The following is a 20,040-nucleotide window of genomic DNA, read 5'->3' as shown; positions in this document are numbered from 1 at the left end:
GGGACGAAGCCGGACGGCCGGAAAATGGGAACCCGCTATTTTACCGGCTTTGGGGCATGAATGAGACCAACTGGAAGGCGGGTGGGGGCCTATCTCCGGCACCCGCTGCCGTTACGGCCGAAGCGGCCCGCGTTTGCCGTGGATCGCCAGGTCCACCGGCGGCAGTTCGACGCTCGCCGGATCGAGCACCTTCCAGGCACCGTCGATCAGGCCTTCGAGCGGCCGGAAATTCGCCTTGTACGCCATCTTCGGACTCTCGCGAATCCAGTAGCCGAGGTACACGTAGGGCAGCTTGAGACTGCGCGCCTGTTCGATCTGCCAGTAGATGTTGTAGGTGCCGAAGCTGCTGTGCGGCAGATCCGGCTCGAAGAACGTGTACACCGACGAGAGCCCGTCGCCGAGGATGTCGATCATGCTGATCATGCGCAGGATGCCCGGCGCTTCGGGATGATCCGGCTGCGGCTCGCGAAACTCGACCAGCCGCGAGTTGATCCGGCTTTGCAGCAGGAACTGTTCGTATTGGTCGCGGCTGTCGCGATCCATGCCGCCGCCCGCATGCCGTGCCGACTGGTAGCGCATGTAAAGCGCGTAGTGCTCTTCGTCGTAATGAAGCGGCGCGACGGTGGCGATCAGCTCGCCGTGCTTTTTCCAGACGCGCCGCTGTGTGCGGTTCGGCTCGAACTGGTCGACCGGCACGCGTACCGGCACGCATGCGCGGCAACCATCGCAATACGGACGATAGGTGAACACGCCCGAGCGCCGGAAGCCCGCCTTGACGAGCTCGGTATAGACGTCGGAGTTGATCAGATGGCTGGGGGTGGCGACCTGCGAGCGCGCGATGCGTCCATCCAGATAGCTGCAGGGATAGGGCGCCGTTGCATAAAATTGCAGCGCGGAAAGCGGAGAAAGAGGCAGCTCGTTGGGATGAGTCACGTTGGCAGCTCTCGATGCGTCTCTGGTAATGCAAACCCGGCGGGCCTTGCGGCTCGTGACCCGCGGCCCGGTAGGCAACGGATCCGGATTCGGCCTGATTTTTCCTGATGCGTCCTGGTTCGTCAGTTACGCCGCCGGCGCGACCACATCGAGCAACACGGTCTTGTCGAAGCGCCAGGGAATCGGCTCCGCGTCGACAGACGCGCGAACATGCGCGATGAACGCTTTGCGCGCTATCTCGCGACCGCCCAGCGACGCCAGATGCGACGTGTTCTGCTGGCAGTCTATCATTTCTATTTTGTGACGGCGCAAGTGTCCGACCAGCGCGGCCAGCGCCATTTTCGAGGCATCGGTGACGTCCGCGAACATCGATTCGCCGAAGAACATGCGGCCGAACGACACCCCATACAAGCCGCCTACGCGCTTGCCTTCAAACCAGGTTTCGATACTGTGCGCGTCACCCACCCGATGCAGCGACGAATACGCTTCGACCACGTCGGCCGTAATCCACGTGCCGCGCTGGCCGCGCCGCGGCGCCTGCGCGCAGGCGCGCATCACGGCGGCGAAATCGTGGTCGACGCGGATTTCCCATGCGTCGTCACGCAGGACGCGCTTCAGCGTTTTACGCAACGACGGCGACACTTTGAACTCGGCAGGGCGCAGGATCATGCGTGGGTCGGGGCTCCACCACAGCACTGGCTGGCCGTCTGAATACCAGGGGAAGATGCCGCGCCGATAGGCGTCGATCAGCCGCGACGGCAGCAGATCGCCGCTCGCGGCGAGCAGGCCGGGTGCGCCGCTTGTCGCGCCGAGCGCGCGCTCGACGGACGGAAACGGATCGTCGGGTCCGAGCCAGGGAACCATGCGCGCCGCTCAACCTTCGCGCAGCGAGCGGAAGATATCGCCCGTGTGCAGGCCGAAGCTGCCGGCGGCGCGGTCAGCGAAGAAAAAGCGCAGGGTCTGGCCGACCGTCGGGAAGGCGATCTCGTCCCACGGAATCTCGTCTTCCTCGAAGAGCTTGACCTCGAGGCTTTCCTCGCCGGCGGCGATGTCGAGATCGAGCAGGCGCGCCATGTAGAACAGATGCACCTGGTGCACGTGCGGCACGTTCAGCAGCGAGAACAGGTTCTGCACTTCGACGCGGGCGCCGGCTTCTTCCAGCGTCTCGCGCGAGGCCGCTTCAGCCGTCGTTTCACCCATTTCCATGAAGCCCGCGGGCAGCGTCCAGTAGCCGTATCGCGGTTCGATCGCGCGACGGCACAGCAGCACTTTGTCGTCCCAGACCGGGACGGTGCCGACTACGTTGCGCGGATTCTGATAGTGCACCGTGCCGCAACTGCCGCATACGAAACGCTCGCGGTTGTCGCCCGGCGGAATGCTCAGGCTGACGCCGTGGCCGCAGACAGAACAGAATTTCATAGGAAGGGGACGAGAAAGGGTGATAGGAGTTTATCACTGGGGCGGGGGTTTTCTGCGGGCCGGAAATGGCGGTGTGCGGTGGTGGCACGAAGCGACCAGCGCGCCTCGGGCGGTCGCGATGCTTCTGCGCGAGGCGTTGATCGTTGTCGTGTTCGGCTGGCACGGTGCGGGCGCCGATTGCAGCGAGCGAAGGGAGTGCGTATCTGTTTGGACTGCAGATAAAAAAGAGGAGGGTGAGTAGATGCGATTAGCCGTCGACGTGCAAGCACAGCGTCGCTTCGTGCGACATGGCGAATCGGAGCGTTTGGTGTTGGGCTGACTACGGGAAAGAAGGGCAGAACAAATGCGCGACGAAAAACAAAAAAGGCCTGCCGGTTGGGCAAGCCTTTGATGTTGTTTTCGACGTTTCGAACCGCTGAGATACTTGGTTGCGGGGGTAGGATTTGAACCTACGACCTTCGGGTTATGAGCCCGACGAGCTGCCAGACTGCTCCACCCCGCGTCCGTCGAAGAAAAGATTATAGGACAAAGCGTATGCCGACGCAATAGCTATTTAAGAACGGACTTCAAATCGACACATATACGAGGTTCGTGCGGGACCCGAGGTCGCGGCGCGCATGGCCGGCGTCGCATGCCGGAAGGCCATCATGAGGCGCTGCGCTAGAATTCAGGTTCTTCTCGCGGCGCCCTTCGTTATGACGTTCATTATGCAATGCGGCGTGCGCTTCACCTCTTACCTTGCTCCCACCTCATGGATATCGCTCACGATCTGCAGTCGATTGCCGCGCAGGAAAAAGCGCTGGTGTTCCCCCAATTCGATGCCGACCGCGCGTGGCAAGTCGGTGCGTATCTGCATGAGGTCGCCAAGGCCCGTGGTTTCGCGGTGGCTATCGACGTGCGCACCTTCGGCCAACCGCTCTTCTTCAGCGCCCTCGAGGGCGCGACGCCCGACAACGTCGATTGGGTTAGGCGCAAGAACAACACCGTCGCGCGCTTTCGCCGCAGCTCGTACGCGATCGGCTTGAAGATGCAGCTGGCGGGCAGCACGCTCGCTGAGAAGCACGGCTTGCCGGTCACGGAATACGCATCGCACGGCGGCGCGTTTCCGCTGACGGTAGCGGGTGCCGGCGTGATCGGCTCGGTGACCGTTTCGGGCTTGCCGCAGCGCGCCGATCATGAACTGGTGGTGGAAGCACTGTGCGCGCAGCTTGGCCACGACTACGGCAAGCTCGCGCTTGCAAAGGCCTGAGGCGATGCGGATGCCTCCTTATGCATTGCTCGCCATTGCCATTGTTGCCGAAGTGATTGCGACCTCCGCGATGCGGGCGTCGGAAGGATTCTCACGGCTGCTGCCCGCGGCGGTGGTCGTGCTCGGCTATGGCATTGCGTTCTATTGCCTGTCGCTCACGCTCAGGAGCATTCCCGTCGGCATCGTCTACGCAGTGTGGTCCGGCGCCGGCATCGTGCTGATTACGCTGGTCGCGGTCGTCATGTACCGCCAGGTGCCTGACGTACCGGCCGTCATCGGGCTCGGGCTGATCGTTGCCGGTGTCGCCGTGTTGAATATGTTCTCGAAGATGCAGGCGCACTGAACCCCGCGCAAACGAACGGCCACATGTTGTTCATTATTTGCAGCGCACGATCATCGAACGGTTTTTCACGTTGGCCGACACGACGTTCGTGACGCTGCCGCCTGCCGCGCCGCCTTCCTCGTTGTCTTTCGAAATGATGTCGTAGCCGGTCGCGCCGCATGCTTTGCCGGCCTGCACGTAGCACGAGGCCCAACTGGAGGCGGCGTCCGCGCCGCTGCAATTCACCGCAAAGCCGGTTTGGCCATTCGGCAGGTTGATCAGCGAAGTGGTGTTCGATGACGCGCAGGCGCCAAGTCCTGCGCTGAGCAGTACCGCGGCGGGTAGGGCGGCTGAAAGGGATCGCAGGCGGGCCAGAACAAGGGCCGCGCGGCTGGGTCGGAAGCGGCCGGAGCGGCGCAGGTACGTCATGAAATGCATCGTGATGGTTCCCTTTCTAATGGGTGTCGAGAGTCTGTGATGGTTCGCCGCGCACGGCGAGGGCCGTGTCTTTACTGCCCGGCCGTCTCGATCGTGATGCCCGCCGCGCCGATTATCCGGCGGCTTTCCGCGCCGTCTTCAGTGGCCGCGTCTTCCCAGATGCTGATGGCTTTCGGAATGTCGATGCCGTGATTTTCGGCGTAAGCAAACCAGTGGTTTGCCGCATCCGGCTCGGGCAGTTCGTGGTTTTGCAGAAAATATTTTCCCATATCGCGCTTGCTGAACTCGAATTTGCGTCAGCACAGGCTGTGCCGATGACGTTGTTCGACCGGAACAAGCGACGCAAGTGCCACGCGATTTTTCGAGTTCGAACAGGCCGCGCGCAAGCATGTCGGCCGCCTGCCCGGAGACAGTTGGCGGCGGCGCGAGACGTGCGGGAAGGGAGTTCGGGAGACTGGACCGCAATCCGGCCTGGCGAGTACCATATCGACGTTCTCCGAAGCTGACCTGTTTGCGCCGGCGTCAGTCTTCTGTCGGATATTTCTGATGAGGCGACCATGGAAATTCGGTTTCCCGCGGACGCGCCCGCTTACCGCGACTCGAATCTGACTGTTGTGTTTCCCGCGCTGGTGGATGGCGAACCCGTGCCGTGCGCGATCTCGGTCGAAGCGCTCGAAGATCACTTCGGCGCTTACAGCGAGAATCTCGAAGGCTGGATGCGCGCGTTCGACGCCGGACGTCCGCGCATCGAGGCGGTCGCGCGCGAACATCTGCAAATCAGTAACGGCACGCCTGTGCTGCTCAAGAGCGGCCACTTTCCGCCTGGCAACGTCGCGGGCTGATACAAGGCGGCATACACGCCTACGCACACCTACACACGCCTGCGCTCGCAAAACCCGGCCGCGACTAAGCAGGTTTCGCCGTGGTCCGGTCTGTCGCAGCGGTTGCCGAGGCCGCTTCGCGCGCTGCGGCGAATGACTGCCGGATACCGTCTTCGTACGAGGTTTTGGCGATCGGTCCGATCAACGTACTCAACGCGGTGCCGTCGAGCACTACGGGCTCCGTCATCAGGTAATTCATCTCCACCAGTTCCCGCATCAGCGGATTGAACAGGCCGAGCACGCGCAACATGGTTTTGCCGAGGCCTGACTGATTCGAATAAATTTTATGAACGGCGTTCAGTAAACAGTGTTCAGTTTAATTTGACTTTTCAGTTTGTCAACCCGAAAATGCGCTTCATGGGAATCACTGAACGAAAAACTCGCCAGAAACAGGCGCTGCGCGAGCGCATCCTCGATGCGGCGCGGCGCATCGTCATGCGTGAAGGTTTTGCTGCGTTGTCGATGCGCAAGATCGCCGACGCCATCGAATATTCACCTGCCACGCTGTATCTTCATTTCGCGAGCCGCGACGAGATCGCTCAGGCGTTGTGCGCGGAAGGTTATGCGCAACTGCTCGAGACCTTCGTGCCGCTTGCGCGGATCGCCGATCCAGCTGAACGGCTCAAGGCGCTCGGGCGCGCTTATGTGGCGTTCGGCGTTGCGCATCCGGAAACCTACCGGCTGATCTTCATGGAAGATCCGAGCTACACCGGCGCCGCGCTCGGCGGCGTTGCCGCGCCGGCTGCATCGACTGACATGGCTCTGGTGGACGAGAGCGGCGCACCGCTCAAAGCAGACGACGATCCCGGCGACGCCGCGTTGCGCATCATGATCGTCGCGCTCGACGAGTTGAAGGCGGCGGAGCGCTTGCCCGCATCGGTGGACGTGGCGGTATGGGCCGAGGCTTTCTGGGCGAACATGCATGGCATCGTCGCGCTCAATCTCACATGCCCGGTATTTCCGGGCGCGTCGCTCGACACAGTAGTGGACGTTGCGCTCGATGCATGGCTCGGCGCGCGGCACGCGGCAGAGCCGCAGGCCGGACCTGCGGCGCGGCAACCCGCAGCAAAAAACACGCGCGCTCGCAAACGGTCCACCACAGCACGCACCGAATCTTCCGCACGATCGTCCACCAAGCCGAAAGCAGCGAGCGCGTGATAACGTTCAGTTCCGGTTCACTTCGCGCCCGCGCGCTTAGCTCACTATGTCCAGTTCCGCCTCGCCAGCCGTCAGCGACGAAGTCGCGACCTACATAGCCAACCGCATCGGTTTCATCGAACTGGAGCGCCCGAAGGCGCTCAACGCCCTGTCGACCGGCATGATTCGCGCGATGCACGCGGCGCTCGACCAGTGGCGCGAAGACCCCGACGTGCTCGCGGTGGTGGTGCGCAGCCAGCATCCGCGCGCTTTTTGCGCGGGCGGCGATGTCCGCTTTCTGTACGAGTCGGCACAGCGCGGCGAACACGACGTGCGCGATACGTTTTTCATCGAGGAATACCGGCTCAATCATGCGATCTTTACCTATCCGAAGCCGTATATCGCGTTGATGAACGGCGTCGTGATGGGCGGCGGCATGGGGATTTCGCAGGGGGCGCATCGCACCGGCGGTCTGCGCGTCGTGACCAACTCGACCAGAATGGCGATGCCGGAGACGCGTATCGGACTCTTCCCCGATGTTGGCGCGAGCTGGTTTCTGTCGCGCACGCCGGGTGCGCTCGGCCGCTATCTGGCGGTCACCGGCGAGGCCGTCGGCGCGGCCGACGCGCTCTACGCAGGTCTCGCCGACGCCTATATCGACGATTCAGCGCTGCCCGCGCTGGTCGATACATTGCGCAGCGAATTGTTCGAACGGGGTTCCGACGTGGTGGCGTGCATCGCGCGCGAGACCGGCGCACATCAAGTCGTGCCGAATCCGGAGAGTTCGTCGCTCGCGAGCACCCGTGCGTTGATCGACCGGCATTTCGCGTTGCCCGATGTCGTGCAGATACTCGCGTCGCTCGAGCGCGAAAGCGATGGCGACGCTGCCGACTGGGCGGAGCAGACGATCGGCGTATTGCGCGAGCGTTCGCCTTTGTCGATGGCGGTGTCGCTGGAAGTGGTGACGCGGGCCGAGGGTTCGATGGCGGACGTGCTGCGCTGCGATCTCGATCTGACGCGCACGTGCTTCGAGCATGGCGACGTGATCGAAGGGATTCGCGCGCGCATCATCGATAAGGATAACGCGCCGCGTTGGCGCTTCGCGCACATCGAAGACGTCAGCGCCGCTGACGTGGCGAAGATGTTCGAAAGCCCTTGGCCGGCAAACGAACATCCGCTGCGCGATCTGCACGGCTAGGAGAAAGTCGGAACGGCGGTAAAGACGATGCCGGTGCCCGCATCGGCATAGCCTTGCAATCGAGCGTCAAGACGGCACCCAGTCCTCGCTCAGTCCTCGTCTTCGCCCGCCATGAATGCGCGCATGAACACCAGCGCGCCCCAGCCCCACATCGCGTTCGCCGCGAAACCCACTGCGAGCCGCGGCAGCATGTTGCCGCTCGGCCAGATGCCGCGTAGCGGACCGACCACGAACACGCTCGCCGCCGTCAACACAATGCCGCCGAATACGAAGGCCGGCACCCACGGCGCGCGCCGTTCGGGCGCGATGCGCAACAGCCAGGCCATCAGCACCGCCCAGAACGCGCTCCAGATCGCGTTCGCAATGAACTCAGGCAAGCCCAGCGGCAAAAACGGCGCAGTCGAAAAACCCGTCGGGTCGATCAGGTCGGCTGCGTGCAGCAGCGCGAGCGTCGATTCGTGAAAGAACAGGGAAGCCAGAAAACCGGCGACGAACGGCAGGATAAGTTTTTGCATGCATGGCACCGCGAGAACTCAGGCGGCGCGGTTCGCGCGGCCTGCACCGGATTATCGGAAATGTGCGCCATTATATAAGGGCCACCCCGAGGGCCATTCGCTTTCGCGCGTGCGCACCGCGCGAAAGCCGTATGTTTTAGCGTCGGGCTAATCACGAAAGTGGAAAACCTAAGCTTAAAAAAATCGTTCAAAAGCCGTGGCCCGATCCATAGACTGTTTCTCCATGCAGACGGTGTTGCCGCCGTCGCCCATTTAATCGAGCGCATGACGCGCACGTTTGGTCGAGGGAAGCCGTCGCGATGTCCTGCCTGATGCCGATCCTCACCCGCTCCACGGCGCACGCGCGCCGGCGGTTGCGCTGTCGGAACTAGAGCGCGCCAAACCGCGTTGAGTTGTGTAATTCCGCCCCTTTTGCGACGCATTGCCCGGCCGCGTGCCGGGTGAAAACGCGCGGCCAGCGTGTGCGCTTTCACTCGACACGCCGTCTCCACCCCATCCAGTTTCGAACAAGCAGGAGCAGCAAATGAATGTGTTCTGGTTCATTCCGACTCACGGCGACAGCCGCTATCTCGGTACTTCCCAAGGCGCACGCGCAGCCGATTATGACTACTTCCGGCAGATCGCCGTCGCGGCCGACACGCTCGGCTATGAGGGCGTGCTGCTGCCGACCGGCCGTTCGTGCGAGGACGCCTGGGTGGTGGCGTCGAGCCTGATCGCCGCGACCCAACGCCTGAAGTTTGTGGTGGCGATTCGCCCGGGCATTTCGTCGCCGGGTCTCGCGGCGCGTATGGCGGCGACCTTCGACCGTCTGTCGAACGGACGTCTCCTGATCAACGTGGTGACCGGCGGCGACGCGGCTGAACTGGCAGGCGACGGTGTGTTCGTCGATCACGACACGCGCTATGAAATCACCGACGAATTCCTGCACATCTGGCGCAAGCTGCTGAGCGCCGCGCATACCAACGATTCGATCGAGTTCACCGGCAAGCATCTGAGCTCGAAGGGCGGCAAGGCGCTATATCCGCCGGTGCAAAACCCGCATCCGCCGCTGTGGTTCGGCGGTTCGTCGCCGGCCGCGCATGACATGGCCGGCGAGCATATCGACACGTATCTGACGTGGGGCGAGCCGCCCGACGCCGTCGCGAAGAAGATCGCGGACATTCGCGCCTGTGCCAGGGCGCATGGCCGCGAGATCAAGTTCGGCATTCGTCTGCACGTGATCGTGCGCGAAACCGAAGAAGAAGCATGGGCCGCCGCCGACAAGCTGATCAGCAAGCTCGACGACGAAACCATTTCCCGCGCGCAGGCTTCATTCTCGAAGATGGATTCCGAAGGGCAGCGCCGCATGGCCGCGTTGCACGGCGGCAAGCGCGGCGGCCGCGCGGAACTCGAGGTCTATCCGAATCTGTGGGCGGGTGTCGGTCTGGTACGCGGCGGCGCGGGCACGGCGCTGGTCGGCAATCCGGAGCAGGTCGCCGCACGCATGAAGGAATACGCCGACCTCGGCATCGACACGTTCATCCTGTCGGGTTATCCGCATCTCGAAGAGTCGTATCGCTTCGCCGAGCTGGTGTTTCCGCTGCTGCCGAACCGTCGCAGCAAGACGGCGAATGGCCCGCTGTCGGGTCCGTTCGGCGAGATCGTCGGCAACAACTACCTGCCGAAGGCGGCGAGCGCGAGCTGAGCGCTTGCTGGATTCGGCAGCGATGCCAATCGATAAGGAATGAGGAAAGCAATCATGGCTCAATCCACTGTGAATGCGGAACGCGGCGCAAGCGGGGCCGTTGGCTTGTTGCGCCGCGTCGGTACCCATCTCGCGCCGTGGCTCGCGCCGCTCGCGATTCTGCTGGCGTGGGAAGTCGCCGCGCGCAGCGGCGTTCTGTCGACACGTGTGCTGCCCGAACCGCTCGCGGTCGTGAAGGCCGCGTGGTCGCTGATCCAGTCCGGGGAGATGTGGGCGGACGTGAAGGTCAGCACGTGGCGCGCGGTGTCGGGCTTCGCGTTCGGCGGCGGTATCGGACTCGTGCTCGGCCTTGCGACGGGTTTGTTCAAGCCCGCTGAAGTCGCGCTCGATTCGACCGTGCAGATGATCCGCAACATCCCCGCGCTGGCGATGATTCCGCTCGTGATCCTGTGGTTCGGTATCGAGGAGGAAGCGAAGGTGTTTCTCGTCGCGCTCGGCGTGTTTTTCCCGGTGTACGTGAACACCTTTCACGGCATCCGCTCGGTCGATGCGAATCTGATCGAAATGGCGCGCAGTTATGGCGTGAAGGGTTTCGCGCTGTACCGGCATGTGGTCTTGCCGGGCGCGCTGCCGTCGATTCTGGTCGGCGTGCGCTTCGCGTTCGGGCTGATGTGGGTCACGCTGATCGTCGCCGAAACGATTTCCGCGCAATCGGGCATCGGCTACATGACGATGAATGCACGCGAATTCCTGCAAACCGATGTGGTGGTGGTCGGCATCCTGCTGTACGCGGCACTCGGCAAACTCGCCGACTTGCTGGCAAAGAGCCTCGAGCGCGTGTCGCTGCGTTGGCATCCGGCCTATCAACGGGGAGCGAAAGCATGAGCGCAACGACATTGTCGGCGTCGTTCGGCGGCATCGCGGGCAGCGATCTCGAAGCCGAACTGGCGCAGCCGCGCATCACGGATCACGACGCTGGCGAAGCGGCTGGACTCGACCGCGCCGATCGGACGCACGGCGTGAACCGGAGCGGCGGGGTATCGCCGGAGGGCGCATTGGCGCGCAACGACGCGGGCCGCTTCGCCGATTATTCGGTCGAATTGCGCGGCGTCGGCAAGCAGTATGGCGAGCGCACGGTGTTGTCCGATTTCAATCTGTCGATCGAGCGCGGCAGTTTCGTGGCGATCGTCGGTCGCAGCGGCTGCGGGAAGTCGACCTTGCTGCGGCTCGTCGCCGGCCTGGAAAAGACCACCTCGGGCGTGCTCGAAAAGCGCGCCGAAGACGGCCAGCCGCTCGACACCCGCATCATGTTTCAGGACGCGCGCCTCCTGCCCTGGAAGAGCGTGCTGCAAAACGTGATGCTCGGTCTTGGCCGCCGCGCGCGTGAAGATGCGCGCGCAGTGCTCGCCGAAGTCGGCTTGCTGGAGCGCGCCAACGACTGGCCCGCGCAGCTTTCCGGCGGTCAGCGGCAGCGCGTCGCGTTGGCGCGTGCGCTGGTGCATCGACCGCAATTGCTGCTGCTGGACGAACCGCTCGGTGCGCTCGACGCATTGACGCGCATCGAAATGCACGCGCTGATTGAACGGCTGTGGCGTGAGCATCGATTTACCGCGCTGCTGGTGACGCACGACGTGCACGAGGCCGTGGCGCTGGGCGACCGGATTCTACTGATCGAAGAAGGGCACATCGCGCTAGATCAGCCAGTGCCGCTCGCGCGGCCGCGGGCGCGCGCTTCGGCCGTTTTTGCCGCGCTGGAAGAACATGTGTTGCAACGCGTATTGAAGACGGCGCCGAACGACGACGCGCTGTCCCGTCGCGTTTACGACGCACGTGACGAGAGCCGTCTTGCGCGGCCGACAGACGTCCGCTGGGCCGTCTGACATACCTTGACTGACCGTTTTCAATCGCTTCTCTGGAGTCACTCGATATGAGCATTTCCGCTATCAACGTACGCAATCAGTTCAAAGGCAAGGTCAAGGAAATCATCCGCGGGCCGGTGGTATCCGAAGTCGATGTGGATACGCCGTTCGGTATCGTCACCTCGGTGATCACCACGCGCTCGGTCGACGAACTCGAACTGAAGGTCGGCTCGGAAGTGGTCGCGCTGGTGAAGTCGACGGAGGTGTCGATCGCGCGCCTGTAAGCCGCGCGATGTGTCGTTTCGCCGATACCGTTGCCACGCGTGCCGATGCTATTTCGCGTTGGCGCTGCTGGCTGGCGGTTCGTGCATCATCTTGTCGTTAGTCGGTTTGCGTGGGCGCTTGACCATCGGCATGTTCTCCGGATTGACCGGGCCGCTCGCCCCCGGCGGCGGCTTGACCATCGACGCGCCGCTATTCTGCGGTGCCGGATTTGGCGTTTGCGCGAGCGCGGCTGTAGCACACGCGCCGCATCCCGCAAACGCGACGCTCGCCGTCAGCGCTGCCCATCTGCTTCGTTTCATCTGATCCTCCTTTGCGATGCCGCTTGCTGGTTCTCCCTGCTTTTTCGTTGCTGTAGTGCACGTTGGATAGACCCGGCGTTGCGCGGAAAATTCGCCGGTTCGCTCCTGCTTTCGATTCCCGGCGCTTAACCGCACCGCCACGCTGCGTGCCCGCTGTGAGCCCGTTGTGTGCCTCTACGTGCTCCTGCGCAAGCACCGGAAACTTGCTAGGATGAATCAGGCGTCACGATGGAGACGGCCATGTCGAAGTCATTGAGTCCCGAGGCGATCGAAGCATTGCGGCGTCTGAACGACGTCGGCGTCGGACAGTCTGTGCCGAAGCTTGCGCAGACCGTGGCGGTCGAGTTGCTGGCAAGCGGGCTCGTCGCCGAAGCTGACGGCGGCCATGTCGAGATCACCTGCAACGGCCGGCAGTATCTTTCGGGCGATTGCGATTGATCGTTCGGCGAGAGCTGGGCGGGTGCATTTCCTGGCGAGCCTGTATGACGGCCCGCCGCTCAGGTATGGCTGTGTACACGCTATAACTTGACCACGGAGGCGAACATGCAGCCGAAGGGCCTCGATATGGGCGACTACGAGGAGCGCTATCGGGACTACGACATCGAAGTCGCGGTCGAGCAGGTGCTCACCGGCGTTAAAGCGCATTTTCGGGTGCTGCAGGGCGAGGTGGTAGTGGTCGACTGGCGGCTTGTGCACATCGACAGCTTATGGCCCACCGAGCATGCCGCGGCCGAGGCGGCGTTTCGGGCGGCGCGTGAGGTGATCGACAGCAGGCGCGCTGCTTAGCGGGCCGCGTGTGGACGCGCAAAGGCGGGGGTTTTCGTCTAGGCTGATGGTCCTGCCTTTACTGCTGGAGACTGCTGTGCGTCTAGCTAGTCTGGGCGCCGGCATCAAATCCTTCATGCGCGGCGCCCAGTTCAGCTGCTGCCTATGGCGGCCAGCAGGCACAACGGCAACGATTTAGTGGCCGAAGAAAACCGATTGCGGACCCGAAACCGGTTCGCGCGTGCCCGATTGCGACGACACGGTCTTCACGCCACCGTATGCGTTCGATTCGGCTTGGGTGCGTTCAGCAGCGACGGTTTGCGCGTTCTGGCCTTGTTGCGAAGCCGGTGCGCCGACCGACGGACGATAGAACGGCGCCGGGCCGTAGCCGCTAGCAAAAGCGGGGGCTGCGATCGAGGCGGAAGCAGCAACCAGCAGGGCGGCGATAAGCTTGGTCTTCATGGTATGACTCCAATAACGTTCGACTTCGGTTCTAGAAGGCGTCGCAGTGGCCGGTGAGGTGTGTCTGCAACGTCGATGCAGGGCAGTGTATACCCCTACTATTGAAAATTTGTACCGATAATCTGAAATTACTATTCTCGATACTGGAACAATCTGTCAGAGGTATATAAGACAAGGTTGAGCGGCGTTCCGACCCCGCCAATCAAGCGTTTTCCGGTCCGAAAGACCCGGTCGGCCAAGCGGTTATCGACGGTCTTGTGGGAGTGCCGGCACTTTCGCCGACGCTTTCTGGGCGTTTGTCCACTTGCGGTAAAATTGCACTTTGATTTACGCCGTCTGGCCGCACCATGTCCCAAACTCAAACTCCCAATCCACGCCGCGTTTCCGTGGCCCCGATGATGGACTGGACCGATCGCCACTGCCGCTCGCTGCATCGCGTGATATCGCGCCATACGTGGCTGTACACGGAAATGGTGACCACCGGCGCGTTGTTGCACGGCGACGTATCGCGCCATCTGGCGTTCGCGCCGGAAGAGGCGCCGGTCGCTTTGCAACTCGGCGGCAGCGAGCCCGACGACCTCGCGCGCTCGGCAAAACTCGGCGAGCAATGGGGCTATGACGAGATCAATCTGAATTGCGGTTGTCCTTCCGAGCGCGTGCAACGCGGTGCTTTCGGTGCTTGCCTGATGAACGAGCCGCAACTCGTCGCCGATTGTGTGAAGGCAATGCGCGACGCAGTGTCGGTGCCGGTAACGGTCAAGCATCGGATCGGCGTCGATGCGGTCGAGGAATATGGTTTCGTGCGCGATTTCGTCGGCACGATCGCGGACGCCGGTTGCAGTGTGTTCGTTGTGCATGCACGCAATGCGATTCTCAAGGGCTTGAGCCCGAAAGAAAATCGCGAGATTCCGCCGCTCAAGTATGAGTACGCGTATCAGTTGAAGCGCGAGTTTCCGCGTCTGGAGATCATCATCAACGGCGGCATCAAGACGCTCGACGAAGTGCAGACGCATCTTCAACACGTCGATGGCGTGATGCTCGGGCGCGAGGCGTATCACAACCCGTATGTGCTGGCCGACGTGGATGCGCGTTTCTACGGTTCGACGGATGCGCCGCTCACGCGCGAGCAGGTCGAAGCGAAACTGATTGAATACTGCGCGGCGGAAATGGCGCGGGGCACGTACCTCGGCGCGATCACGCGCCATGCGTTGGGTCTGTATCGAGGCGAGGCAGGCGCGCGTGGATGGCGTCGTGTTTTGTCCGATAGCAAGCGTCTCGCCGCGCGCGATCTGAGCATCTTCGACGAGGCAAGACAGCATCTGCGTGAGCCAGTCGAAATTTTTGAATAAAGGACTAGGCAAACGAGATTCTTGTTCGTATAATCTCGTTTCTTCATTGACGGGCCAAGTTTCTCGGCAACGAGTTTCTCAGCAAGTCAAGCAGATGTCAGTGGTGGCTGTAGCTCAGTTGGTAGAGTCCAGGATTGTGATTCCTGTTGTCGTGGGTTCGAGCCCCATCAGCCACCCCAAAGAATTCAGCAGACTCAAATAGTTGCACCTTAAGAGCCGTTCCAGAATGCAAAATTCGGAACGGCTTTTTTGTTTTCGGAATTTACTCTGTCGCTTTCGCCACCTTCACCTTGCGTCGAGCATGGTGCCGATGCGTTGTGCCCAGGTTTGCGTGCGCGGCGAAATCAGATGCATCCTCGTCGCAGTTTTCGAGCTTCGTCGTGATGTCGCCTTGATCGCACCTCAACCTCAGCGCACGGCGTAATTGCAAATGGTCTGGATCAGCGCCATATTGGGAAGGCTTCGTCAATTGCCGGTCATCTGCACTCACGGGTTGATGTCCCCGCCATAGCCCCGCGCGACGGTCCCGCGATCCCGATGTTGGAGGTATCCATGTGGGAAAAAATCGACTACAAAGGACTTGAGATCTGGGTGCTGCCGATCCTTGCATACGGACCTCCGGCGCCAGATACCCCATACCATTACAACGGATATGTTTGTCGACCGGGCGCCGACCTGCGTCATGCCGGGCAACGCACGCAGTTTTATGAGCTCAGCGACATCTTTGAGACCGAAGCAGAGGCGCTTGATGCGGCCTATCGCGCGGGGCGCGACCTTGTCGACACGTTGGTTGGCAACGGCTGACATCAGTCGGTACACCGAAACTCGACCACCCACACCCACGGATTGACATCCCATCCATAGCCGCGTGCGGCGTTGAGGCTGGCTGGAGAGCCACGAAAGGAAGCAGCGCATAATGTTGAGATTCCTTTGTCAGGATGATGGAGGTAGATATGGCTACGTTTGCGATCGACGGCGTGCGCATTAACCCCGCAACTGACCGTGTCACGCACGTGCGCTGGGCTCTCGTCGACCCGAAGACGCATGACTGGCTGTCTCCGACCGAGGTTGTCGAGGTGATCGAAGTGGTCAAGGCGATCCATGCGGGAGACGTGTGTTGGTCCCTTTTTACCCTTGGCGGTGTGAGATTTCTGGGTCCGAAAATCAAGATCGTTGCGCATACCAACGGCCCTGATGGGATTGACACGGAGGTCCCCGACGGGAATATCGAAAAGTCCATGGACGATCTTCCGCAGGTTTGACTGAGCGCCGGTATGTTCGCGCGTGCGCTCGACTTTCATGCCGCGGCATCTGCTATCTGCTCCTCGTGCGCGAAGTTCGCGACGTCGCCGGCTTGATACGCCGCTGCAGGACATCAACCACATTGGCGGCCGTGGAGTAGCGGCGAAGCAGGCACGACCGCACTCGCGCTCGAATGGCTGGTCGACGTGCCCGCCATTCCCGCACCCACCATAAACATAAAGTGCGCAACGCCGAGGTGCGCGCGCAAAGGTGAGCCGGAATCAATGCTCCATGGCGTCACAGCAAACGGTGTTGCGGCGCATCGCAGTGCAGTTCAATGACTATGTCCGCCGTGTTCGCCACTGCCACCTTGCCACGCGCTCCCGCCACTGTGGTAACCGCCATACCCGCCGCCGTGCCAGCCGCCACGCTCACCGCCGCTGTGCCAGCCGCCGTGCTCACCGCCGCCGTGCCAATGCCCGTTGCCATGGTAGCAACACGGGCCGCCCCAACCGCCGCCCCAGATGCCGATCGTGCCCTAGACCGGTGGATACGCGGGGCCGTAAACGTAGTCAGGGTAATACGGTTGCGCATAGGCATAATCGTATCCCGGCGCAACGACGCATCCGGTGAGACTCGCCACTATCGCCAACAAAGAAGCCATTGGCCTAATGAGCTTGCTCATGATCTTCTCCCTCATATTAAAATGAGAAAAAACGCATGACGGCAAGTTCAGCACCATTTGTGTCCGCAGATTACGGCTCACGCGTGCCGCTGCTGCTTGCATATCGTTGTAACTGAGGCTTCAGCCAAGCCAGACGGGCATCCGGGCTGCTTTCTTTGCCGTTACCAGCTTAGCGTTCTGTAATAATTGGTTAAATTTACGGAATGCAACTTTAATTCGCGCCTGTTATTTTTCCATCAGACAAATTTGCAACGAATCCAGATAAAGCCTGCGCTGAAGCTGGATGAAGAACGCATTCCCACCTTGCTCGGGCCGCGCCACGTGCAGCCTGCGAAAACCAGCCGTCAATGAAGCACGATCCACAGCCGGCTACCGCATCAGACTGGCGCGCCGAGGGCGACGCCTATGCCGCTCGCGGTGAACTCGAAGCAGCGCTCGAGCGTTTCGAATCCGCCCGCGCGCTCGATCCCGCCGACGCCTCCATATACGACCGGCTCGGCGCCACGTTAGCCACGCTGAACCGTTTGCCCGAAGCAGTCTTCCGGTATCAGGAAGCGATCGCGCTCGACCCGCAGAACACTGATTTCCACCACGGCCTCGGCTGGACGTTCGAGCAGATGCATCGGCTCGAACGGGCGGTGGACTGCTATCGTCAGGCGATTCGCCTGAACCCGAAAGCCGATGGTTCGCACAACAACATGGGCAACTGCCTGCAGGCACTCGGGCGTTTCGACGAGGCGCATGAAGCGTATCGTCGCGCGATCGAGGCCGCACCTCAGGTCCCGCTGTATTACCGCAACTTCGTGCAGTCCAGGCGCTTGAGCGCCGACGATCCGGTGTTCGTCGCGCTGGAGCAGTTGGCAGGCAATGCAGCTTCGCTGACGCCGGCGAATCAGGCGGAGATTCACTTCGCATATGGCCAGGCGCTCTCCGACGCGGGCCGCAACGATGCATCGTTCGAGCACTTCTTGCAGGGCAATGCGCTGTACCGCGCGGGCGTGCGCTATGACGAAGCCGCGTCGCTCAGTCTGTTTGCGCATCTGCCTGAGCTGCTCAGCGCCGATGTGCTGGCGGCCAAACGCGGTCTCGGCGATCCATCGCGTGCACCGATTTTTATCGTCGGCATGCCGCGCTCCGGTTCGACCTTGATCGAACAGATTCTCGCAAGCCATCCGCAGGTATTTGGCGCGGGTGAGCGCGTGGAATTCGGCGAGGCGCTGGTGCGCTGCATCGCGCGCGATCGCGAGGATCCGCTGCGAATCGATATCGAAGCATTGCAAGACGCCGGCGCGGCGCAATTCGGTGCGCTGGGTGCCGATTACCTGCATCGCATACACGCAGCGTTGCCGGAATTAGCGGCCGGTGCGCACAACGAAGCAGACAACGAAATGCAGCACGAAGCACTGCACTACACGCGCTTTACCGACAAATATCCGTTCAATTTCATCAACGTCGGGCTGATCCACCTGGCGTTGCCGAACGCGCGCTTCATTCACAGCAGCCGTTCGCCGCTGCAAACCTGCCTGTCGATTTTTTCGCGGATTTTTCATGATGTACCGTTCGGCTACGACCTCGGCGAACTCGGCCGCTACTACCGTGCATACGACGCCCTGATGGCGCATTGGCAACGCGTGCTGCCCGAAGGCGCGATGATCGAGGTCAAGTACGAGGACCTCGTCGAAGATCTGGAGAGCAATGTCCGTCGATTACTGGTGCACTGCGGGCTCGACTGGGACGAACGTTGTCTCGCATTTCACCAGACCGAACGTCAGGTGAATACGGCTAGTGCGGCACAGGTGCGCCGGCCGATCTACAAGACGTCGGTGCAGCGCTGGCAGCCGCGGCAGGCGTTACTGCAACCGCTGTTCGACGGCTTGGGACCGGCGCTGGCGGCCACCGGTAGTTTTACCCCGTATGAGCAGCATGCATCGCCCGGTTTCGACCTTGCAGACGTTGCAGCCGTGGCAACCAACCCGGAGCGTAAACCATGAGCGCAATCCACGGCGTTGTCGTATGGATGACCGGCTTGTCCGGTGCCGGCAAATCGACGCTGGCCACCGCATTGCACCAGCGTCTCGTCGCGGCGGGCCAGCGCTCGATCGTGCTCGACGGCGACGTGCTGCGGCACGGCCTGAACGCCGACCTCGGCTACACGCGCGCGGACCGCGCTGAAAATCTGCGCCGGGTCGCACATGTCGCGGCGCTGCTCAAGCAGGAGGGCTTCGTCGTGATTGCCGCGGTAATCTCGCCTGAGCATCAGCATCGGCGCATGGCGCGCGAAATCGTCGGTGACGGTTTTATCGAAGTATTCATCAACGCGCCATTGCCGGTGTGCGAAGCGCGCGATGTCAAAGGGCTCTACGCACGCGCCCGACGCGGCGAAATCCCGGATTTCACCGGTATTTCCGGGCCGTTCGAAGCGCCGCTGTCACCTGACGTCGCGATCGAAACCGACCGGCTCTCGCTCGATGAGGCGCTCGTCAAGCTGATCGTGCACCTGGCAGAGGCGGGCCACTTGCATGACCGCCCGACGGAAGTGGCGCATCTGGCGCTCTGAGATGTGGGTGGCGACGCGATCGGATCGACGCTGCCTGAACCCGCACCGTCTTACCGCAGCAAGCTGGCCGAGTGATGCAAAGCGGGGTACACGCCGATGATGAATGCCGCATAGACCGCGGCCATCGTCACGCCGGCCGCTGTGCCCCACACATCGCGCGATGCCGCGCCTTGGCGGAAATACACCGGCAGCCCGACCGCCAGATAACCGACCAGAAAGAACGCGATGACGGCGCTCACCGGCGACAGGTCGTGACCGATGAAATCCAGTAGAGCCATCAGACTGAAGTGAGGCATGGTCGAGGCGGGTTGTGCCACGTGCGAACGCTCGAACAAACGTGCGCAGGATGCGGGGGGGGCAAGCGAATTTAAGACCACGGCCTCGCGAGGGTCAAGGCAAAGTCTGTGCGAATTTGTACAAGCGTCAATTGCCTGTACGACAACTTTCATCCGGCTCTACCGTACTTCATTCCGTTTCCATGGCGACGCGCTCAGCGCTTGCGTAACGGCTCGATCAGCGACGACAGACCGTTGTGATCGATCTCATGCATCAGCGCCAGCAGCCGGCCGATTTCGCCAGGCGGGAAGCCTTGGCTTGCGAACCAGCTTAGATAGTGCCCGGGCAGATCCGCAATCAGGCGGCCTTTATATTTTCCGTAGGGCATCACGCGCGTGACCAGCAGTTCAAGGTGTTCAGGATTCATCGCAGGTGTTTCGACGGAAATTTCGACGCAAAGGATCGGCATGCCGACGGGGACGCCG

General features: G+C 62.0%; 26 protein-coding genes, 2 tRNA genes and 2 pseudogenes. 17 read left to right on the top strand and 13 right to left on the bottom strand.

The window, feature by feature from the left end:
* Positions 1–111: 111 nt before the first annotated feature.
* The 4 genes from SB772_RS08820 to SB772_RS08805 form a co-directional block, all read right to left on the bottom strand.
* Positions 112–933, bottom strand: coding sequence for an arginyltransferase (locus SB772_RS08820; protein ID WP_410832873.1), 822 nt, complete (start codon positions 931–933; stop codon positions 112–114).
* A 126-nt stretch (positions 934–1,059) separates the two neighbouring features.
* The gene (aat, locus tag SB772_RS08815) at positions 1,060–1,797 is read right to left on the bottom strand and encodes a leucyl/phenylalanyl-tRNA--protein transferase (protein WP_410832872.1); all 738 of its coding nucleotides are present in this window, start codon (positions 1,795–1,797) and stop codon (positions 1,060–1,062) included.
* A gap of 9 nt (positions 1,798–1,806) precedes the next feature.
* A complete protein-coding gene (locus SB772_RS08810) occupies positions 1,807–2,352 on the bottom strand; it encodes an NUDIX hydrolase (RefSeq protein WP_410832871.1) in 546 nt (181 codons plus the stop codon).
* A gap of 425 nt (positions 2,353–2,777) precedes the next feature.
* Positions 2,778–2,854 (bottom strand) — tRNA-Met (locus SB772_RS08805).
* A gap of 249 nt (positions 2,855–3,103) precedes the next feature.
* On the opposite strand from SB772_RS08805, the gene SB772_RS08800 reads away from it, so the two are divergent.
* Positions 3,104–3,601: a heme-degrading domain-containing protein gene (locus SB772_RS08800; protein WP_410832870.1), complete on the top strand. Its 498-nt coding sequence runs from the start codon at positions 3,104–3,106 to the stop codon at positions 3,599–3,601.
* A gap of 10 nt (positions 3,602–3,611) precedes the next feature.
* Positions 3,612–3,944, top strand: a complete 333-nt coding sequence (locus SB772_RS08795; RefSeq protein ID WP_410832869.1) for a DMT family transporter — start codon at positions 3,612–3,614, stop codon at positions 3,942–3,944.
* A 33-nt stretch (positions 3,945–3,977) separates the two neighbouring features.
* Here SB772_RS08795 and SB772_RS08790 read toward each other — a convergent pair whose 3' ends face one another.
* Together SB772_RS08790 and SB772_RS08785 are read right to left on the bottom strand one after the other, a co-directional pair.
* A complete protein-coding gene (locus SB772_RS08790) occupies positions 3,978–4,361 on the bottom strand; it encodes a hypothetical protein (protein ID WP_410832868.1) in 384 nt (127 codons plus the stop codon).
* Between the two features lie 71 nt (positions 4,362–4,432).
* Positions 4,433–4,630 carry a hypothetical protein gene (locus SB772_RS08785; RefSeq protein ID WP_410832867.1) on the bottom strand — a complete coding sequence of 66 codons (198 nt, stop codon included), beginning with the start codon at positions 4,628–4,630 and terminating at the stop codon, positions 4,433–4,435.
* A gap of 288 nt (positions 4,631–4,918) precedes the next feature.
* Between SB772_RS08785 and SB772_RS08780 the strand changes: the two genes are divergently transcribed.
* On the top strand, positions 4,919–5,203 hold the full coding sequence (locus SB772_RS08780) for a DUF1488 domain-containing protein (RefSeq protein ID WP_410832866.1): 285 nt from the start codon (positions 4,919–4,921) through the stop codon (positions 5,201–5,203).
* A 64-nt stretch (positions 5,204–5,267) separates the two neighbouring features.
* Here the strand turns inward: SB772_RS08780 and SB772_RS08775 are convergent.
* A pseudogene (locus tag SB772_RS08775) lies at positions 5,268–5,501 on the bottom strand (epimerase); the annotation flags it as partial.
* Positions 5,502–5,599: 98 nt separating this feature from the next.
* On the opposite strand from SB772_RS08775, the gene SB772_RS08770 reads away from it, so the two are divergent.
* Positions 5,600–6,400, top strand: coding sequence for a TetR/AcrR family transcriptional regulator (locus tag SB772_RS08770; protein ID WP_410832865.1), 801 nt, complete (start codon positions 5,600–5,602; stop codon positions 6,398–6,400).
* 46 nt (positions 6,401–6,446) lie between these two features.
* Positions 6,447–7,577 carry an enoyl-CoA hydratase/isomerase family protein gene (locus tag SB772_RS08765; RefSeq protein ID WP_410832864.1) on the top strand — a complete coding sequence of 377 codons (1,131 nt, stop codon included), beginning with the start codon at positions 6,447–6,449 and terminating at the stop codon, positions 7,575–7,577.
* 89 nt (positions 7,578–7,666) lie between these two features.
* Here the strand turns inward: SB772_RS08765 and SB772_RS08760 are convergent, their stop codons facing one another.
* Complete coding sequence (locus tag SB772_RS08760; protein WP_410832863.1) at positions 7,667–8,092, bottom strand: hypothetical protein; 426 nt, start codon at positions 8,090–8,092, stop codon at positions 7,667–7,669.
* A 523-nt stretch (positions 8,093–8,615) separates the two neighbouring features.
* On the opposite strand from SB772_RS08760, the gene ssuD reads away from it, so the two are divergent.
* The 4 genes from ssuD to SB772_RS08740 are packed head-to-tail and all read left to right on the top strand — an operon-like array spanning position 8,616 to position 11,919.
* Positions 8,616–9,776 (top strand): FMNH2-dependent alkanesulfonate monooxygenase, encoded by a 1,161-nt coding sequence (ssuD, locus tag SB772_RS08755; RefSeq protein ID WP_410832862.1) that lies wholly within the window; start codon positions 8,616–8,618, stop codon positions 9,774–9,776.
* 54 nt (positions 9,777–9,830) lie between these two features.
* Complete coding sequence (gene ssuC / locus SB772_RS08750) at positions 9,831–10,661, top strand: aliphatic sulfonate ABC transporter permease SsuC (RefSeq protein WP_410832861.1); 831 nt, start codon at positions 9,831–9,833, stop codon at positions 10,659–10,661.
* Positions 10,658–11,656, top strand: a complete 999-nt coding sequence (locus SB772_RS08745) for an ATP-binding cassette domain-containing protein (RefSeq protein WP_410832860.1) — start codon at positions 10,658–10,660, stop codon at positions 11,654–11,656. The genes ssuC and SB772_RS08745 overlap by 4 nt, the downstream gene beginning before the upstream one ends.
* A gap of 47 nt (positions 11,657–11,703) precedes the next feature.
* Positions 11,704–11,919 (top strand): molybdopterin-binding protein, encoded by a 216-nt coding sequence (locus SB772_RS08740; RefSeq protein ID WP_007182147.1) that lies wholly within the window; start codon positions 11,704–11,706, stop codon positions 11,917–11,919.
* A 48-nt stretch (positions 11,920–11,967) separates the two neighbouring features.
* Here SB772_RS08740 and SB772_RS08735 read toward each other — a convergent pair whose 3' ends face one another.
* Complete coding sequence (locus tag SB772_RS08735; RefSeq protein ID WP_410832859.1) at positions 11,968–12,219, bottom strand: hypothetical protein; 252 nt, start codon at positions 12,217–12,219, stop codon at positions 11,968–11,970.
* 240 nt (positions 12,220–12,459) lie between these two features.
* Between SB772_RS08735 and SB772_RS08730 the strand changes: the two genes are divergently transcribed.
* Both SB772_RS08730 and SB772_RS08725 read left to right on the top strand, forming a co-directional pair.
* Positions 12,460–12,657, top strand: coding sequence for a hypothetical protein (locus SB772_RS08730; RefSeq protein ID WP_410832858.1), 198 nt, complete (start codon positions 12,460–12,462; stop codon positions 12,655–12,657).
* 105 nt (positions 12,658–12,762) lie between these two features.
* Positions 12,763–13,005: a hypothetical protein gene (locus SB772_RS08725; protein ID WP_410832857.1), complete on the top strand. Its 243-nt coding sequence runs from the start codon at positions 12,763–12,765 to the stop codon at positions 13,003–13,005.
* Positions 13,006–13,179: 174 nt separating this feature from the next.
* On the opposite strand, the gene SB772_RS08720 is transcribed toward SB772_RS08725, so the two are convergent.
* Positions 13,180–13,446 (bottom strand): hypothetical protein, encoded by a 267-nt coding sequence (locus SB772_RS08720; RefSeq protein ID WP_410832856.1) that lies wholly within the window; start codon positions 13,444–13,446, stop codon positions 13,180–13,182.
* Between the two features lie 347 nt (positions 13,447–13,793).
* Here SB772_RS08720 and dusA point away from each other — a divergent pair, with 347 nt between their 5' ends.
* The 4 genes from dusA to SB772_RS08700 all read left to right on the top strand — a co-directional run bounded on the left by dusA (position 13,794) and on the right by SB772_RS08700 (position 16,057).
* A complete protein-coding gene (dusA, locus tag SB772_RS08715; RefSeq protein ID WP_410832855.1) occupies positions 13,794–14,795 on the top strand; it encodes a tRNA dihydrouridine(20/20a) synthase DusA in 1,002 nt (333 codons plus the stop codon).
* A gap of 103 nt (positions 14,796–14,898) precedes the next feature.
* A tRNA-His gene (locus tag SB772_RS08710) sits at positions 14,899–14,974 on the top strand.
* Positions 14,975–15,347: 373 nt separating this feature from the next.
* On the top strand, positions 15,348–15,599 hold the full coding sequence (locus SB772_RS08705) for a hypothetical protein (protein ID WP_410832854.1): 252 nt from the start codon (positions 15,348–15,350) through the stop codon (positions 15,597–15,599).
* A gap of 149 nt (positions 15,600–15,748) precedes the next feature.
* Complete coding sequence (locus SB772_RS08700) at positions 15,749–16,057, top strand: hypothetical protein (RefSeq protein ID WP_410832853.1); 309 nt, start codon at positions 15,749–15,751, stop codon at positions 16,055–16,057.
* 314 nt (positions 16,058–16,371) lie between these two features.
* Here SB772_RS08700 and SB772_RS08695 read toward each other — a convergent pair.
* A pseudogene (locus SB772_RS08695) lies at positions 16,372–16,722 on the bottom strand (hypothetical protein).
* A gap of 347 nt (positions 16,723–17,069) precedes the next feature.
* Here SB772_RS08695 and SB772_RS08690 point away from each other — a divergent pair.
* A complete protein-coding gene (locus tag SB772_RS08690; RefSeq protein WP_410832852.1) occupies positions 17,070–18,713 on the top strand; it encodes a sulfotransferase in 1,644 nt (547 codons plus the stop codon).
* Entirely contained in the window at positions 18,710–19,279 is a 570-nt protein-coding gene (cysC, locus tag SB772_RS08685) for an adenylyl-sulfate kinase (RefSeq protein WP_410832851.1), read from the top strand. The genes SB772_RS08690 and cysC overlap by 4 nt, the downstream gene beginning before the upstream one ends.
* Before the next feature lie 50 nt (positions 19,280–19,329).
* Here the strand turns inward: cysC and SB772_RS08680 are convergent, their stop codons facing one another.
* On the bottom strand, positions 19,330–19,575 hold the full coding sequence (locus SB772_RS08680) for a hypothetical protein (protein ID WP_410833000.1): 246 nt from the start codon (positions 19,573–19,575) through the stop codon (positions 19,330–19,332).
* A 194-nt stretch (positions 19,576–19,769) separates the two neighbouring features.
* A complete protein-coding gene (locus tag SB772_RS08675) occupies positions 19,770–19,982 on the bottom strand; it encodes a DUF3820 family protein (protein WP_410832850.1) in 213 nt (70 codons plus the stop codon).
* Positions 19,983–20,040: the final 58 nt, after the last annotated feature.

Origin of the sequence: Paraburkholderia sp. SIMBA_030, assembly GCF_046535245.1 — a bacterium.
GTDB lineage: Bacteria > Pseudomonadota > Gammaproteobacteria > Burkholderiales > Burkholderiaceae > Paraburkholderia.
This window is presented reverse-complemented; position numbering and strand designations above follow the sequence as displayed.